Origin of the sequence: Streptomyces sp. NBC_00102 (assembly GCF_026343115.1) — a bacterium.
Taxonomy (GTDB): Bacteria; Actinomycetota; Actinomycetes; order Streptomycetales; family Streptomycetaceae; genus Streptomyces.
On the sequence record NZ_JAPEMC010000001.1, the window covers coordinates 2,678,612 to 2,693,268 of the forward strand.

General features: G+C 73.2%; 14 protein-coding genes. 5 read left to right on the forward strand and 9 right to left on the reverse strand.

Going from position 1 to position 14,657, the window contains the following annotated elements; translation table 11 throughout:
• Positions 1 to 124 precede the first annotated feature (124 nt).
• Positions 125 to 511 carry a hypothetical protein gene (locus OHA55_RS11805; RefSeq protein ID WP_266705515.1) on the forward strand — a complete coding sequence of 129 codons (387 nt, stop codon included), beginning with the start codon at positions 125 to 127 and terminating at the stop codon, positions 509 to 511.
• Here the strand turns inward: OHA55_RS11805 and OHA55_RS11810 are convergent.
• Entirely contained in the window at positions 475 to 924 is a 450-nt protein-coding gene (locus OHA55_RS11810) for a DUF2809 domain-containing protein (protein WP_266705517.1), read from the reverse strand. The two genes, OHA55_RS11805 and OHA55_RS11810, sit on opposite strands and share 37 nt — an antisense overlap.
• On the reverse strand, positions 921 to 2,150 hold the full coding sequence (locus OHA55_RS11815) for an MFS transporter (protein WP_266705519.1): 1,230 nt from the start codon (positions 2,148 to 2,150) through the stop codon (positions 921 to 923). The genes OHA55_RS11810 and OHA55_RS11815 overlap by 4 nt, the downstream gene beginning before the upstream one ends.
• A 157-nt stretch (positions 2,151 to 2,307) precedes the next feature.
• Here OHA55_RS11815 and OHA55_RS11820 point away from each other — a divergent pair, with 157 nt between their 5' ends.
• Positions 2,308 to 3,300: a GlxA family transcriptional regulator gene (locus tag OHA55_RS11820; RefSeq protein ID WP_266705521.1), complete on the forward strand. Its 993-nt coding sequence runs from the start codon at positions 2,308 to 2,310 to the stop codon at positions 3,298 to 3,300.
• 135 nt (positions 3,301 to 3,435) lie between these two features.
• Here OHA55_RS11820 and OHA55_RS11825 read toward each other — a convergent pair whose 3' ends face one another.
• The 3 genes from OHA55_RS11825 to OHA55_RS11835 form a co-directional block, all read right to left on the reverse strand.
• On the reverse strand, positions 3,436 to 3,939 hold the full coding sequence (locus OHA55_RS11825; protein WP_266705523.1) for an ATP-binding protein: 504 nt from the start codon (positions 3,937 to 3,939) through the stop codon (positions 3,436 to 3,438).
• 742 nt (positions 3,940 to 4,681) lie between these two features.
• Entirely contained in the window at positions 4,682 to 5,227 is a 546-nt protein-coding gene (locus tag OHA55_RS11830; protein ID WP_266705525.1) for an EF-hand domain-containing protein, read from the reverse strand.
• A gap of 104 nt (positions 5,228 to 5,331) precedes the next feature.
• Positions 5,332 to 5,706: an STAS domain-containing protein gene (locus tag OHA55_RS11835; protein WP_266705527.1), complete on the reverse strand. Its 375-nt coding sequence runs from the start codon at positions 5,704 to 5,706 to the stop codon at positions 5,332 to 5,334.
• Between the two features lie 396 nt (positions 5,707 to 6,102).
• On the opposite strand from OHA55_RS11835, the gene OHA55_RS11840 reads away from it, so the two are divergent.
• Positions 6,103 to 6,699 carry a sigma-70 family RNA polymerase sigma factor gene (locus OHA55_RS11840; RefSeq protein ID WP_266705529.1) on the forward strand — a complete coding sequence of 199 codons (597 nt, stop codon included), beginning with the start codon at positions 6,103 to 6,105 and terminating at the stop codon, positions 6,697 to 6,699.
• Positions 6,696 to 8,183 (forward strand): maleylpyruvate isomerase N-terminal domain-containing protein, encoded by a 1,488-nt coding sequence (locus tag OHA55_RS11845; protein ID WP_266705531.1) that lies wholly within the window; start codon positions 6,696 to 6,698, stop codon positions 8,181 to 8,183. The genes OHA55_RS11840 and OHA55_RS11845 overlap by 4 nt, the downstream gene beginning before the upstream one ends.
• A gap of 181 nt (positions 8,184 to 8,364) precedes the next feature.
• On the opposite strand, the gene purU is transcribed toward OHA55_RS11845, so the two are convergent.
• Together purU and OHA55_RS11855 are read right to left on the reverse strand one after the other, a co-directional pair.
• A complete protein-coding gene (gene purU / locus OHA55_RS11850) occupies positions 8,365 to 9,264 on the reverse strand; it encodes a formyltetrahydrofolate deformylase (protein ID WP_266705533.1) in 900 nt (299 codons plus the stop codon).
• Between the two features lie 28 nt (positions 9,265 to 9,292).
• Complete coding sequence (locus OHA55_RS11855) at positions 9,293 to 9,739, reverse strand: hypothetical protein (RefSeq protein WP_266710572.1); 447 nt, start codon at positions 9,737 to 9,739, stop codon at positions 9,293 to 9,295.
• Positions 9,740 to 9,913: 174 nt separating this feature from the next.
• Between OHA55_RS11855 and OHA55_RS11860 the strand changes: the two genes are divergently transcribed.
• Positions 9,914 to 11,227: an ABC transporter substrate-binding protein gene (locus OHA55_RS11860; protein WP_266705535.1), complete on the forward strand. Its 1,314-nt coding sequence runs from the start codon at positions 9,914 to 9,916 to the stop codon at positions 11,225 to 11,227.
• 99 nt (positions 11,228 to 11,326) lie between these two features.
• On the opposite strand, the gene OHA55_RS11865 is transcribed toward OHA55_RS11860, so the two are convergent.
• Together OHA55_RS11865 and OHA55_RS11870 are read right to left on the reverse strand one after the other, a co-directional pair.
• Positions 11,327 to 12,808, reverse strand: coding sequence for a hypothetical protein (locus OHA55_RS11865; RefSeq protein WP_266705537.1), 1,482 nt, complete (start codon positions 12,806 to 12,808; stop codon positions 11,327 to 11,329).
• 395 nt (positions 12,809 to 13,203) lie between these two features.
• The gene (locus OHA55_RS11870; RefSeq protein WP_266705539.1) at positions 13,204 to 14,586 is read right to left on the reverse strand and encodes a transcriptional regulator; all 1,383 of its coding nucleotides are present in this window, start codon (positions 14,584 to 14,586) and stop codon (positions 13,204 to 13,206) included.
• Positions 14,587 to 14,657 lie beyond the last annotated feature (71 nt).

Below are 14,657 nucleotides of genomic sequence, written 5' to 3' on the forward strand. Positions count from 1 at the left end.
CGCAGGGATCGGGCCACCGGCCTTCGGACAGATGTACGGGATGCGTACGATCAACTGCCGGAAGCAGAGGCAACCTTGCGGCCCACGACACCGTCAGCCGCCCCGACAACGAGGACAGATCACCATGTACTGGGAAACCCGCCAGGAGTTCGACCGCCGCGCCTCCACGCGATCCGCCTGGGGCATGGGCCTCGTGGCGGTCGCGGCCGTCCTGCTGGTGTGGCTGGGCTGGCTGCTCCTGGTGCCCTTCAGCGTCCCCTCCACCGTCGGCGACCACGAGGTCGACTGCGGCGCCCCCGTGTCGGAGGTGTACTCCCCGGACAGCAAGAGCGTCTGCGCGGACGAACGCCAGTGGCCGGAGCTGGTCGGCGTCCTCGGCCTCTCGGTGCCCTTCGCGGTGACCGGCGCCGCGCTCTGGGTCTCCGGCAACAGCCGCAGGCGTACCGCCGAACACGTGCTGCGGCTGCTGGAGCTTCAGGAGTCCGAGGCGGGGTCCCGGCCCAGGCTCTGAACGAACCGGCCCGCCGCCCGCCGCGCCGCCCAGCCGTGCACGGCCCACGAGAGCGCCGCGCCCACCCCGTACCAGAGCAGGTCCGGGGCGTTGAAGGTCGAGCCGAGCACCAGCCGGAAGATCCCGGAGCGGTCCGACAACGCTGCCGGTACGCCGGTCAGCTGGGCGAACTCCACGGCGCAGCTGAACACCAGCGCCACCCCGGCGGCGAGCGGTGCGCGCACCCGCGGGGCGGTCAGCACGACGAGCGCGTGGATCAGCACGGTGTAGAGCGCGTCGCCCGCGTACTTCCCGAACTCGCCGTCCGGGACCGCGCGGACGGCGAGGGCGGCGGCGACGGTCAGAACGGCGGAGGCCGCCGCGGCCCCTCGGGTGCGGATGGCCGGATGCGGTCGGCGCACCGTCCCGCTCATCCCGCCCGCTCCAGCCGGCTGATGGGGCGCGAGAGGAGCAGCGCGGCGACCACGAGCATGTTGATCACCGCTCCGGCCAGCAGCAGCGGGGTCGTGCCGACCGCCTCGGCGACCGGGCCGGCCAGCGCGCGGCCCGCCGCGACCATGAGGAGCGATCCGGCCACGTCGTAGGCGTGCAGCCGGTTCAGGGCCTCGGGCGGCACATGCGTCTGGACCGTCGTGGACCACATCACCAGCCAGAACGCGGAGGCCGCGCCCGCCACCAACTGGCCCGCGCCGAGGACCGCGACCGGCAGGTCCAGGCCCAGCACCACCAGGTTGAGGGCGACCGCCGGGAGCGCCAACGCCCCTGCGGCCAGCGGCCGCCGGGGGCGCAGCCGGAGTGCGAGCAGCCCGCCGACCACGCTGCCCGCGCCGCTGATCGCCATCATCACGCCGTACGTCCCGGAGCCGTGGCCCTCGGTGATGCGGACGGCGGTGAGCGGGAGGACCGGGCCGAGGACGGCGAAGCCGTACACCGTCCAGATCGCGATCACTCCCCAGAGCCAGGATCTGGCACGAAACTCCCGCCAGCCGTCGATCAGTTCGGCGCCGAATCCACCGCGCCGCACCTCGTCGTGCGGGGCGGGGGCGAGGCGCAGCAGGAAGAGGCAGACGCCGGAGACGGCGAAGGTGGCCGCGTTGGCGACGTACACCGCTCCGGCGCTCGCCACGCCGACCAGCAGGCCCGCGAAGGCCGGTCCGGCCATCGTCATCAGCGCCTCGGAGACCCGGAGGACCGCGTTGGCGCGCTGGACGTCGGTGGAGATGCGGGGCACGGTCGAGGCGACGCCGGGCTGGAACAGCGCGGCGCCGACGCCCGCGACCGAACTGAGCGCGCAGACGGCCCAGAGCGGCGGGTTGCCGGTGGTGAAGAGGACCGCCAGCGTCGAGGCGCCGGCCAGCCGCAGCGCGTCGGCGGCGACCATCATCCGGCGGGGGGTGAACCGGTCGGCGAGCACCCCGCCGAAGAGGACGAAGACCGCGAGCGGGGCCATCCAGGAGGCGAGCGCGTATCCCACGGAGGAGCTCGGGCGGCCCGCGCCCAGCAGCCCGGCGGTGAGCGCCACGGGGATCATGCCGTCTCCGAAGAGGGCGACGGTGCGGGCGACGAAGAAGTACCGGAAGTTGCGGTTCCACAGCGGGACTTCGCGGCTCGCCCCGCCTGGGAAGTCCGCCGGGGACACGGTCGGGTCCGGTCCGGGGGCCGGCCGCCGCGGGGCGTGTACCGTCCCCTGTTCACTCAGTCCGGGAATGCCCGCGCCGTCCCGTTGCTTGTCCGTCACATCGCAGAGGTGTATCAGGTGAAGGTCTATACCACTAGGCATTATTGAGGGGGCTGTCGTGCCGCACCGTGTGGTCGTGCTCGCGCTGGACGGGCTGCTTCCCTTCGAACTGGGCATCCCCCAGAGGATTTTCGGGATCGCCCGGAGCCTCGGGCCCGGCGACGAGGGCGAGCCGCTCTACCAAGTCGTGACCTGTTCCGTCCGCCCGCCGGGCCCGGTCCAGACGGACGCCGACTTCTCCGTCATGGTCCGCAACGGCCCCGAGGCCCTCGCCACCGCCGACACGATCGTGGTCCCCGCCTCGTACGAGCTGGGCCGGGTGCACGACGAGGGCCGGTTGACCGGCGAACTCGCCGCCGCGTTCGCCCTCGTACGGCCGGGGACCCGGATGGTCGCCATCTGCACGGGCGGGTACGTCCTCGCCGCCGCCGGTTATCTGGACGGCCGCCCCGCCACCACCCACTGGGCGTCCGCCGACCACTTCCAGCGGCTCTTCCCCAAGATCCGGGTCGATCCCGACGTGCTCTTCGTGGACGACGGGGACGTGCTCACCTCCGCCGGAGTGGCCGCCGGTATCGACCTCTGCCTGCACCTCGTGCGCCGCGACCACGGCACCGCCGTCGCCAACGACGTGGCCCGCCGCACGGTCGTACCGCCGCACCGGGACGGCGGGCAGCGCCAGTTCATCCAACGCCCGGTCCCCGAACCCCGGTTCGCCACCACGACCGCGGCCAGGGCCTGGGCGCTCGGCCGTCTGGACCGGCCGATCCAGCTGCGGGACATGGCGGAGCGCGAGTCGATGAGCGTACGGACCTTCACCCGCCGGTTCCGCGAGGAGGTCGGCATCAGCCCCGGCCAGTGGATCACCCAGCAGCGGGTGGAACACGCGCGCAGGCTCCTGGAGTCCTCCGGCCTCAGCGTCGACCAGATCGCCCGCCAGTCCGGCTTCGGCACCGCGACCTCGCTCCGGCAGCACTTCCAGGCCGCCCTGGGCGTCCCCCCGACCGTCTACCGCAGGACTTTCCGCGCGACCGCCGACGCACGGGGGTGACCGCCCGCCCACCGCGGGTCCGGCTCGGGACGATCCCGGCCGGGATGGGCCGTGCCGGGCTCGGGTCGGGTCGGGTCGGGTCGGGTCGGGTCGGGTCGGGTCGGGTCAGGTCAGGTCAGGTCAGGTCAGGTCAGGTCAGGTCAGGTCAGGGTAGAGGTCGCTGAAGGCGAGCAACGGGTCGTAGGCGTCGAGCGCGGCCGGATCCTCCGCGCGGGCCTCCGTCGCCGCGCGGCCGTGCCGGTCGACCTCGCACCAGATCTGTTTCCCGGTGCCCTCGGGCATCCAGCCCCACCGGTCGGCGAGCCCGTCCACCAGCTCCAGGCCGCGCCCGTTGGTGTCGTCGCCCTCCGCGTGACGCTGCTTCGGCGGGCGGGCGCTGGCGTCCGCCACCTCCACGCGTACGGTGCCCCCCGCCCCGGGCGTACCGGTCGGGCCGAAGAGCATCCGCAGGACGGCCGGACAGCCCGTGTGCACCACCGCGTTGGTGACCAGTTCCGAGATCAGGAGGATGAGCGTCTCGGCGAGCGGCTCGTCATCCCTTATCCCCGACCCTTCCAGGCGCGAGCGCGCCCATCTGCGGGCTCGTCCCACCTCTGCGGGATCCGCCCCGACCTCCAGTTGAACCTGAAGCACCTGCACCGCTCACACCATCCGAACCGGCGGACACATCGCCTCGCGCCTCCTCAGGATCACGGAACGTGATTCCTGTGCGCGACAGCATGGTTGACGTACAGTCACCGCAACAAGCGCTTCGGGCATATTCACGCGCGAAGGAGTACGCGTGGTGCATACTGTGCGACGCACTCGGCGGGAGGCCGCCGAGACGGACCTCCGCGCCCCCGGCATCGCCGCCCGGCCCGGCCCGGTGCAGCTCCCTGCGGGTCGAGCAAGGCACCACACCCGGCCCTCGGCCGCCGCACAGGCCGCCTCCGGAGCGTCCGGTTCCACTAGCTCTCGCATCCCACGGAGCGTACCCGAGCAGGCTGACGACTCCTGCCGGTGACGAAACGGCGACGGGGCGTTGCCGATGTGGCGCGAGAGCCGACCTTCCAGCGTCACCGCACGTCACCGCATGCGGCGACCGGGCTCACCCCTGGCGGAACGGTTCGCTCCGGCAGCGGCGGACGGCCGGGCCGGACATCTGCGCGAAGAGGGAGGCAGGACGCCTGAGCGAATGCACGCCCACCCGCACGCCCGGCGCACTACGGAGCGCGCGGCCGGAGCGTGGGGGGCTCACCGGTCCGGACCGGTCGCGCGCTCCGCCGCGGCCGCGCGAACCCGCCGCGACCGCACGGCCGCATCGCGGCGGCGCACCGGCACCGCGCTCGCGCGACCGCGCCACAGCCGCCGTCCGACGGGAAGCACCGGACACGCGCCGGGTTCAGGCGTCCGGCTCGACCACGGTGACGTACGCGGCGAGGGCCGCCACGGCGTCGTCCTCCGCGATGCGCCCGTCCTGGTCGGTGTCCAGGCTCCGGGCGGCGACGCGTGCGATGTCCACGTCGGCACCGAGCACCCGCAGGGCCCGCTCCACCGCGTCGACCGGAGCCGTACCGTCGGCCGACGGCTCCCGGAGATCCGTACCGTCGGCGGCGGCGACGTCGATGGCCGCGCGCAGGAAGGGGCGGGCGATCTCCGCGAACCGCTCGGGGCTGTCCCGCAGCCGCTTCACCGCCCCGCCCACGAACTCCTCGCGGCTGACCCGCTGATCCCCGTCCACATCGGCGATCCCGGCCATGCCCTGCCAGAAGGCCTCCGCCCCGCTGTAGAGAGCCTGCCCCCGGTCGCACCGGGCGGTCGTGCCGAACTCGGCGAGCAGCCGGGCGGCGGCGGCGTTGAAGTCGGTCCGGTCGATGTAGCCGCTGCCGTCCTGGTCGAAGGCGGCGAAGCGGTGCGCGATCTTGCGCTCGTATTCTGCGCTGTCCATGCCGGGAGCGTACGACGCCCGAGGTCACCACGTGTCACCGCGGCAAGACAGCCATGTGACAGCGCGGTATGACAACCTCACCGCGCCGGCGGTCCGTCGGGGGCTCAGGCCGGCAGCGGGAGAGCCGCCTCGTCGACGGCGGCGTCCGCGTCGGGGTAGACCTCGAAGAGCCGGCGCACCCCCAGAGCGGCGAGCACCCGGTTGACGTGGGAGCCGTCCTCGGCCCCCCGGGCAGGCAGAATGAGCCGCAGCCGGCCGCCGCAGGACTTCATCAGCCGGCGCGAGGCGATCAGCACCCCGACGCCGCTGGAGTCGCAGAAGAGAACCTCCGTCAGGTCGAGGACGACCTGATGCCGCCCGGCCGCGACGGCCCCGTGCACGGAACTACGGACGACGGGTGACGTCACCAGGTCCAGTTCGCCGTTTATCCGGAGCACGGTCCAATCGCCCTGCTCGGCCTCGTCCACCTTCAGCACCACGCGACTGGACCTCTCGTTCCGGGGGCTCCCGTCGAAACCGGTGCCGTACCGGTGTCGATGCGGAGGATTCCGTTCCTCCTCGCGGCTGCCCACTCGCCCCTCCATGAAACACCGGGCCACTCTTCCGTGTGCACGCGGGTTTGCGGGAGCGCCGAAGGGCAAGAAGCCCCCTGCCGCCGCGCTCCCCCGCCACCCCGACATCTCCGGCATCCCGGGCGGCCCATCCGCCGCTCGCCCTCCCGTCACCGGGCCCCTCATATCATTCGGCGGGCCCTCGGAGAGGTAGTTGGCGCAAAGGTTCGTGTTCGGACCGGGTCGCGCACTACATTCGGGATGCACGAGGGGACATGGGGGCACGTTCCGGGACCGACCGCACGGCGCAGGGCTGGGGGTTACATGGCGTACGGCGCACCTCCCCGCTGGGACCGCAGGATGCAGCAACGGCTGGCCCGCGGCGAGGCGGCGGCCCTCGGCGAGCTCTACGACCGGTTCGCCGCGCTCGTCCACAGCCAGGCCAACCGGATGCTGGACGACGACGCCGCCGCGGACATCGTGACCCGCGAGGTCTTCACCCACGTCTGGGAGAACCCCGACGCCTTCGATCCCAAGCTGGGTTCCATGCGGTCCTGGGTGGCGCGGCTGGCCCACCGGCGTGCGGTGGAGCGGCTGCGCGCGGCGGAACGCGACGCGTACGAGGAGTACGCCGAGGCGGGCGAGGACCCGCCGGACACCTCCGAACTGGACGAACGGCTGCGCAGGGCGACCGCGGCGGCCCGCGCCGACTACATCGCGGCCACCATGCCCGAGGCGCTGCGGGCCGCGCTGGAACTCGCGTACATCCAGCGCCGCGACTACCGGCAGGCCGCCGCCGACCTCGGGGTGACCGAGATCGAGGCCCGCCGCCGGCTGCGGCTCGGACTCCAGCTGCTCGCGACGGCCAACCTCGCCCCGGTGGACGGTTTCTCGCCGCCCGGCTACGGACGTGCCCTGTGAGCAGCCACGGCGGCGGCGACGGCAAGGGCGGCGACGACGTGCGCCGTGCCCGGCGGATACCGGGCCCGCGCAGCGCCCCGGACGACCTGGCCCTCGACGCGGTACCGCGCCCGGTGCTCCCCTCGGACCTGACGGATCTCGCGGACCTCACGGACGTGGAGGACCTGCCCGGCGCGGAGGGGGCCGCGGAGACGAACTCCCCGACGGCGGAAGCGGCCGAAGCCGCTGCGGCCGGACCCGCACCGGACCCCGGCCAGGAACCAGCAGCAGAACCGGAACAGGAACAAGAACAGCACCAGGAGTCGGTGCCGCGGCCCCGGCGCCGTTCGGAGCCGCCGCCGTTCGTGCTGCCGACCGTCCCCGTGCCGGTGGTCCCGGTGCCCGAGACCTCGCACTCCGCGCTGCGGTCCATGCTCGGCGCCTGGGCGCTGGCCGCGTGTTCGGCGGAGGAGAGCCGGGCCGTCGAGGAGCACCTCGCCCGCTGTCTGCCCTGCCGCGAGGAGGGCACCCGGCTGCGGGACGCGGTGGGGCTGCTGCACACCGACCGTTCGCTGGACCTCGACCCGAAGCTCCGCAGCCGGGTCATCGAGAGCTGCCTGGAGCGCCGTCCGGCCGGAATCCCGCTGCCGGAGTGGGCGGCGCCCTACGACGCGGAGACGGCCAGGCTCGACGCGCTGCTCCGGGACATCGGCGACGCCGAGTGGCACGCCCCGGTGCGGCTGCGGTGGTTCGAGGACGAGAAGCCCACCACCCGGAAGACGACGGTGGCCGGGGTGATCGCCCATCTGCTGGCCGTCGACGGCATCGTGGCCGAAGCGCTCGGGCTGCACAGCCCGTCGGGCGACCGGGACTTGCCGTGTACGCCGACCGCGCGCACGGAGGCGATCTGGTCGAAGTCGGCCCGCCCGGCGACCCGTTCCGTACGCACGCCGTGGCGCGAGCTGAACCACACCCTGCTGCGTACGGTCTCGTTCGCCGAGCACGCGGTGGCGGACGACTCCGTCTCGTACGGGAGCTTCTCGCTGTCGATGCGGGACTCGCTGCTGGAGCGGGCCTTCGAGTGCTGGGTGCACGGCTGGGACATCGCGCGGGCGGTGCACTACCCGTACGACCCGCCGGCCGCGGGGCACCTGAACCGGATGGTCGACCTGGCCGCCCGGCTGCTGCCCGGCGCGCTGGCGGTCCGGCGCCGGGCGGGGCTGGCCGCGCCCGCGAAGGAGCTGGTGGCGGCGGGTTCGCCGGGGCGCTCGCTCCACCTCGAAGTGGAGGGCCGGGGCGGCGGGGACTGGTACATCCCGCTCGACTCACCGGCAGCCGTCGGGTCGGCCGACCACGCGGTGGCGCAGATCGCCCTGGACGGCGTGGAGTTCTGCGAGCTGGTGGCGGGCCACGTGCCGCCGGTGGAGGCAGCGGTGGGGCAGGTCGGCGACCGCCAGGCCATCCAGGACGTGCTGTTCGCCGCGGCCTCGCTCAGCAGGCTGTGACACGTGTGCGCACGTTCAACGGGCTGTTCAGGGCCCCGGGTCCTTCAGGGCCCCGGGTCCGCCGGAAGCCCTGACGCGGGCGGGCAGTGACGCGGGCGGGGCATCCGCCCGCGTCCGGCTGACCGGCCGGCTGACCGCCTGACCGGCCGGCTGCCCGGCTGCCCGGCTGCCCGGCTGCCCGTCAGGCGAAGACGACCGTGCGGCGGCCGTCGAGCAGGATGCGCCGCTCCGCGTGCCACTTCACCGCGCGGGCGAGTGCCTGGCACTCCACGTCCCGGCCGATCGCGACCAGTTGGTCCGGGGTGACGCCGTGGCCGACGCGCTCGACCTCCTGCTCGATGATCGGGCCCTCGTCGAGGTCGGCCGTCACGTAGTGGGCGGTCGCGCCGATCAGCTTCACGCCCCGGGCGTGCGCCTGGTGGTAGGGGCGTGCGCCCTTGAAGCTCGGCAGGAACGAGTGGTGGATGTTGATGATCCGGCCGCTGAGTTCCTTGCAGAGGTCGTCGGAGAGGACCTGCATGTAGCGGGCGAGGACGATGAGTTCGACGTCCTCCGAGCGGACCAGCTCCAGCAGCTCCGCCTCGGCCTCGGCCTTGGTGTCCCGGGTGACGGGGATGTACCGGAAGGGCACGCCGTACGAGCCGACCAGTTCGGCGAAGTCCTCGTGGTTGGAGACGACGGCCGCGATCTCCACCGGCAGCGCGCCGATCCTGGACCGGAACAGCAGGTCGTTCAGGCAGTGACCGAACTTGCTGACCATCAGCACCACCCGCATCCGCTCCGACGCGAGGTGGATCTGCCACTCCATGTGGAAGGAGTCGCCGATCGCGGCGAAGCTCGCCCGCAGCTTCTCCACCGACACCGGCGAGGACGCCGAGAAGTGGACCCGCATGAAGAACAGGCCCGTGTCATGGTCACCGAACTGCTGGCTGTCCTCGATGTTGCAGCCGGTCATGAAGAGGTAGCTCGACACGGCGTGCACGATGCCCTGTTTGTCGGGGCAGGACAGGATGAGGACATAGCTCTCGGACTCGGCGTCCGGGGCGTCCGGGGCGGGGGAAGCGGGCTGCGGCGCGGTCATCCCCGTAGATTGCCACACCCGCGAGCCCTCACGCCGATCTGGTCATGATGCGGAGAACGTCCAGCGAACGCGGCGGCACGTCCGGGTCGTCGCCGTCGTTGGCGGCGAGCAGCACATGGGCCTCGCGGGTGGTCTGGACGGCCTCCGGCCATCCCGCGTGCTCCAGGTAGGCGGAGACGGGGGCGTCCGCGCCGACCTGGTGCATGATGCGCAGCACCCGCAGCACGGCGGCGTCGACGGCGGCGGCTTCGGCCTGGTCGCGGAAGATCGTGCCGATGTACTTCTCGGCGGACCAGTTGTCCAGCCAGGTGTCCTCGACCAGGCGGTACACGGCGTCGGTGACGTCGCCGTACCCTTCCCGGCCGGCCAGCCAGCACTCGTGGTGGAAGACGGGGTCGGAGAGCATGTGCAGCGCCGAGCGCACGTTGCTGCGCCAGCGCCACCACGGCATGTCATTGAGCGGCATGCCGTCCATGGTGGTGGAGCGGCGGCCTCGACGGGAAGTGTTCTCCGAACCTTGGTGCACGGTTGTCGATCGTACGTTCCCTGCCGCCGCACTCGTGCGGGCCCCCGGAATTCACCTCACGGTCGCTCCGCGTTGCCTTTCGCACACAGCGCCGTTACCCGTGGCCCGGCAGGCTCCGTGTCCATGACCGGACGGCTGCACGCCCCCCTTTTCGGCTCCTTCGGCTCCTTCGGCTCCGCCGCCTCCCCGGGCACGCGGCGGCTCCTCGTCGGGGCCGTGGCGGCGGGGTCGCTGCTGCTGTCCGGCTGCGGGGTGCTTCCCGGGGCGTCCGGCGGCTCCGACGGCACGGTCACGGTGATGACCTGGGCTCCGGGAGCGTCCGACGACGCCGACTCCGTGACCATGGCCGGGGTGACGGCCATCGCCACCACCTACGCGAAGTGGATCAACGGGCAGGGCGGTATCGGCGGGCACGAACTGAAGGTGCTCACCTGCGACGAGGAGGACTCGCTCGCGGGGGCCGAGAAGTGCGCGCGGGAGGCGGTCGACCGGGACGTCGCGGCGGTGGTCGGCTCCTACAGCCGGCACGGCCAGACCTTCATGGCACCGCTGGAGGCCGCGGGCATCCCGTACATCGGCGGATACGGCGCTTCCGACGAGGAGTACCAGAGCTTCGTGTCGTACCCGGTCAACGGCGGCCAGCCGGCGCTGGTGGCGGGCAACGGCAGGCAGCTGGCGGGCTCCTGCGGGAAGGTGTCCCTGGTCCGCCCGGACTCCATCGTCGGGGACAGCATGGCGTCGTTGCTCGACGCGGGCCTGGCGCTGGGCCACCGGCACGCCGCCACCGACGTGGTCGCCCCCGAGTCGGCGACCTCGTACGACTCCGAGGCCGAGAGGGCCCTCGACGCGGCGGAGGACGGCTGTGTCACGGCGGTCCTCGGCGACCGCACCGGCACCTTCTTCGACTCCTTCCGCCGACTCCCCTCGAACGACGGCGGGGTCAGGATCTCCTCGGTGCTCGGCAGCGTCAGCCAGCCCCTCATCGACAGCACCGGCGGCCGGAACAGCCCCTTCGAGGGGGCGTACGTCACCGGCTGGTACCCCGTGTCCACGGACGCCCGCTGGACCACGATGCGCGAGGCGATCCGGAAGTACGCCTTCGAGGACGACACCATCGACCCCGCGGACTCGGCCGTCCAGACCACCTGGATCGCGTACACCGTGCTGAAGGCGGCCGTCGAGGCGCTGGGCGACGGCGGGGTGAGCGCGTCGGCGGTCACCTCGGTGCTGAACCACGGGCTGAAGGTGGACACCGGCGGCCTCACCCCGGAGCTGCGCTGGCGCTACCAGGACATGCTGGGCTCGGCCGCATACCCCCGCATCGTCAACGGAAGGGTCACCTTCCAGGTGGTCCGCGGGGGCCGGCTGGTGTCGCAGAAGAAGGGGTTCATGGACGTCACGGAAACCCTGTCCGACGCCAAGGCCCTCCACGGCTGAGGGCCGGGCCCGTTCCGGCCGCACACGGCGGGACGGCCGGGAGCCGCGTCCCCACGGGGGGTGAGGCGGCTCCCGGCCGTCCGGCCATGCCCGCGGGGCTCAGAGCTCCGTGTAGGTGCGGGTGGTGAGCCCGTACTTCTGGGCGATGGCGTTCCACAGGCGGGACGCCTTCTTCTTGGCGGTGGTCGCCTCGCCGCTCTTCTCGCCGGCCCTGCTGGTCTCGTTGGTGCCGGCGGCGGGCTTGTTGCCCTTGCAGACCTTCTTGCCCTTCGCCTGCTTCGCCCAGGCCGCGTAGTGCTCGTCGGCCGAGGCCGAGGCCTCCCAGCCCTGGGTCAGCGCGGCGGTGAGTGCCGCGTTGTCCGGCAGCTTGTCGACCTGCACGTCCTTCAGCCGGTCGACCAGTCCGCGGCGCTGCTGGGCGGCGCCCGTGAGGTCGGCGGCGGCCTGGTCGAGGTCCTTGCACGCCTTGATCTTCTCGACCGCGTTGATCACCGCGGTGCGGCTGCTGTTGCTGTCGGCGAGCAGCTTGTCCAGCTCCTCGGCCTGCGGCTTGGCGAGGTCCTCGGACGCCTGCCCGGAGGAGTCGGCCGCAGGTGAACTCGCGGAGGCCACCGGCTGCTTGTCGTCCTTCGGGTCGTCGCCGCCGCTCAGCAGCGCACCGGCGCCGAGCCCGATGACGGCGCAGCCGACCACCACGGCCGCGATGAGCGGGATGTGCGCGGACCTGCGGCGCGGCTCCGGCCCGGGCTCGTACGCGGCCTGAGCGCTCTCGTACGGCGCCTGCGGGCTCTGGTAGCCGGGGTTGTACCCCTGCTGCGGGGCCTGGGGCGGGAGTTGGCCGCCGCCGGGGTACCCCTGCTGCTGCCCCTGCGGCTGCGCCTGGGGGTAGCCGTACTGCTGCTGCGCGCCCGGCTGCTGGTGCGCGGGGTCGACCCGGGGCATCTGCGTGGTGGCGCCGGCCGGTTCGTCGCTGCGGAAGAGGTTGTCGAACTCCGCGGGGGGCCGCCGGTCCTCCGGTGCCCCCGGACGTATGTCGTACGGGGCGCCGGGGGTCGGCGGGATGTACTGGGTCGCGTCGTTGTCCTGCCCGGCCGGGACCGGTGCGATGAACTGCGTGGCGTCGGAGTCCCCGCCCGGAGCCCTGCCCGGTACGGCCTCCGGCGGCAGCGGCTGCGCGTACGGCTGCGGCTGGGACGGGGGCATCGGCTGCCCCTGCGGCGGCTGCTGATAGCCGTTCGGCTGTCCGTCCTGGTACCCGCCGGACGCCGGCAGGTACTGCGTCTGCTGGGCCTGCTGGTACGGGTCGTGCACGCCGTAGCCGCCGGACTGCGGGTAGCCGCCCTGCTGCTGGTACGGGGACGGCTGCCCCTGCGCCTGGTTGCCCGGGTGCTGCTGTGGCGCCTGGGACCCCCATGCCTGGCCGTCCCACGGGGGGCCGCCCGCCGGGGCGGACCCCTGCGACCGGCCGTCCGCCGCTGCGGGGTTCCAGGGGGCACCACCGTCCGCGGGCAGCACGACACCTTCGTGGGCGGGCCGTACAGCAGGAAGCTGCTGATCGTCACCCTGTCCGCTCTGCGTCACCGGGACTCCTACGTGTCAGCCAACGGAATCGTCGGCTCACGCTATCGGGTGGTTGCCCGGCTTCGCCAAGCGCGTCCGCGCCCCGCACCGTCCCTTCACCACCCGTACGACTCCGCGACGCCCCGGGAGGCCGCCGGCGGACGCCGGATACCGGGCCACCGTACGCGGCAAGAACTCGCAGCTCAGAGGTGCGAGGGCGCGATGACCGCCGCGGCCCGGGGCGGACGGTGGACGCCCGGGCGCAGACCCGCACCGAGACTTCCGCCACGTCGCCGGAGCACGCGCGCGTACCGGAGTGCGGTCGGCGCACACCTTCCCGTACGGCGCGTGCGGCGACGGCTCCCGCGCGCTGTTCCCGCCCCCGACAGACCCTCAGGGCCTGTCCCGGCCGGCTCTCAGGCGGCCTGGAGCTCCAGGCGCGCGCTGAACTCGCGTACCGCCGACTCCTCCCCGTACGGCACCAGCCGCTGCTGGAGGTCGTCGAGGTACTCCGCGCCCCGGCTGGAACGCACCGTCTCCAGCAGCTCCACCGCCCGCAGGCCCGTGTAGCAGGCCTGTTCGACCTCGCGCTGCTGGACCTGGGCGGAGGCGAGCAGCACCAGGGCGATGCCGCGACGCCGGGCCCGGGTCTCCGGAAGCGCGGCGAGCGCCTCCTTGGCCCGGCGGGCGGCGGCGGTGCCCTGGCCCAGGTCCCGGTGGCAGTGGGCGAGTTCGTCCGCGAGGTACCCCTCGTCGAAGTGCGCGATCCACGACGGGTCGTCACCGGTGTCCGCGTCGGCCCGCTCCAGCGCCTCCACGGCCCGGCCGGCCACCTCCTCGCAGGTGGCGGCGTCGCCCAGCAGTGCGTGTCCGCGCGCCTCGGCGGCGAGGAACATCGACTCCGCGCGCGGCGTCACCTGACCGCGGGCGCCCTCCTGGGCGGCGCGGGCGAGCTGGGCGATCTCCCGGGGGTTGCCGAGCTGGGCGGCGAGGTGGCTCATCGAGGCGGCCAGCACATAGCCGCCGTACGCCCGGTCGCCCGCCGCCTGCGCCAGCCGCAGCGCCTGGATGTAGTAGCGCTGGGCCAGGCCCGGTTGGCCGGTGTCGATGGCCATGTAGCCGCCGAGTTCGGTCAGTCGCGCCACCGCGCCGAACAACTCCCGTCCGACGGACTCGCGGTACGCCCCCGAGAGCAGCCCGGAGACGACGCTGTTGAGGTAGTGCACCAGCACCGGGCGTACGTGCCCGCTGCCGAACCGGTGGTCGAGGTCGACCAGCGCCGCGGTCATCGCACGGACCGCCTCCACGTCCGAACGCCCCACCCGCGCACCGGCGTTGCGGGCGACCTGGGGGTCGGTCCCGGTGATCAGCCAGTCCCGGCTCGGCTCGACCAGAGCGGAGGACGCGACGGTGGAGCCGGAGAGCAGGTCGCGGCGGCCCACGTCACTGCGCCACAGCTCGCAGACCTGCTCGATGGCCCCGAGCACGGTCGGGGCGAACTGGAGGCCGACGCCGGAGGCGAGGTTCTTGCCGTTGGCCATGCCGATCTCGTCGATGGTGACCGTGCGGCCGAGCTTGCGGCCGATGGCCTCGGCGATGATCCCGGGCGCCCGGCCCCGGGGCTGCTGCCCGCGCAGCCAGCGGGCCACCGAGGTCTTGTCGTACCGGAGATCCAGTCCCCGCTCCGCGCCGACCATGTTGACCCTGCGGGCCAGGCCCGCGTTGGAACACGCCGCCTCCTGGATGAGTGTCTGCAGCCGTTCGTTCGGCTGTCGGGCTACGAGTGGTCTGGCTGCCATGTACTCCCCCTGGGAAACGCGGTGATAGGTGGTGGCATCACTGCCCGTCGCAGGCGCAGGCAATGCGCCCA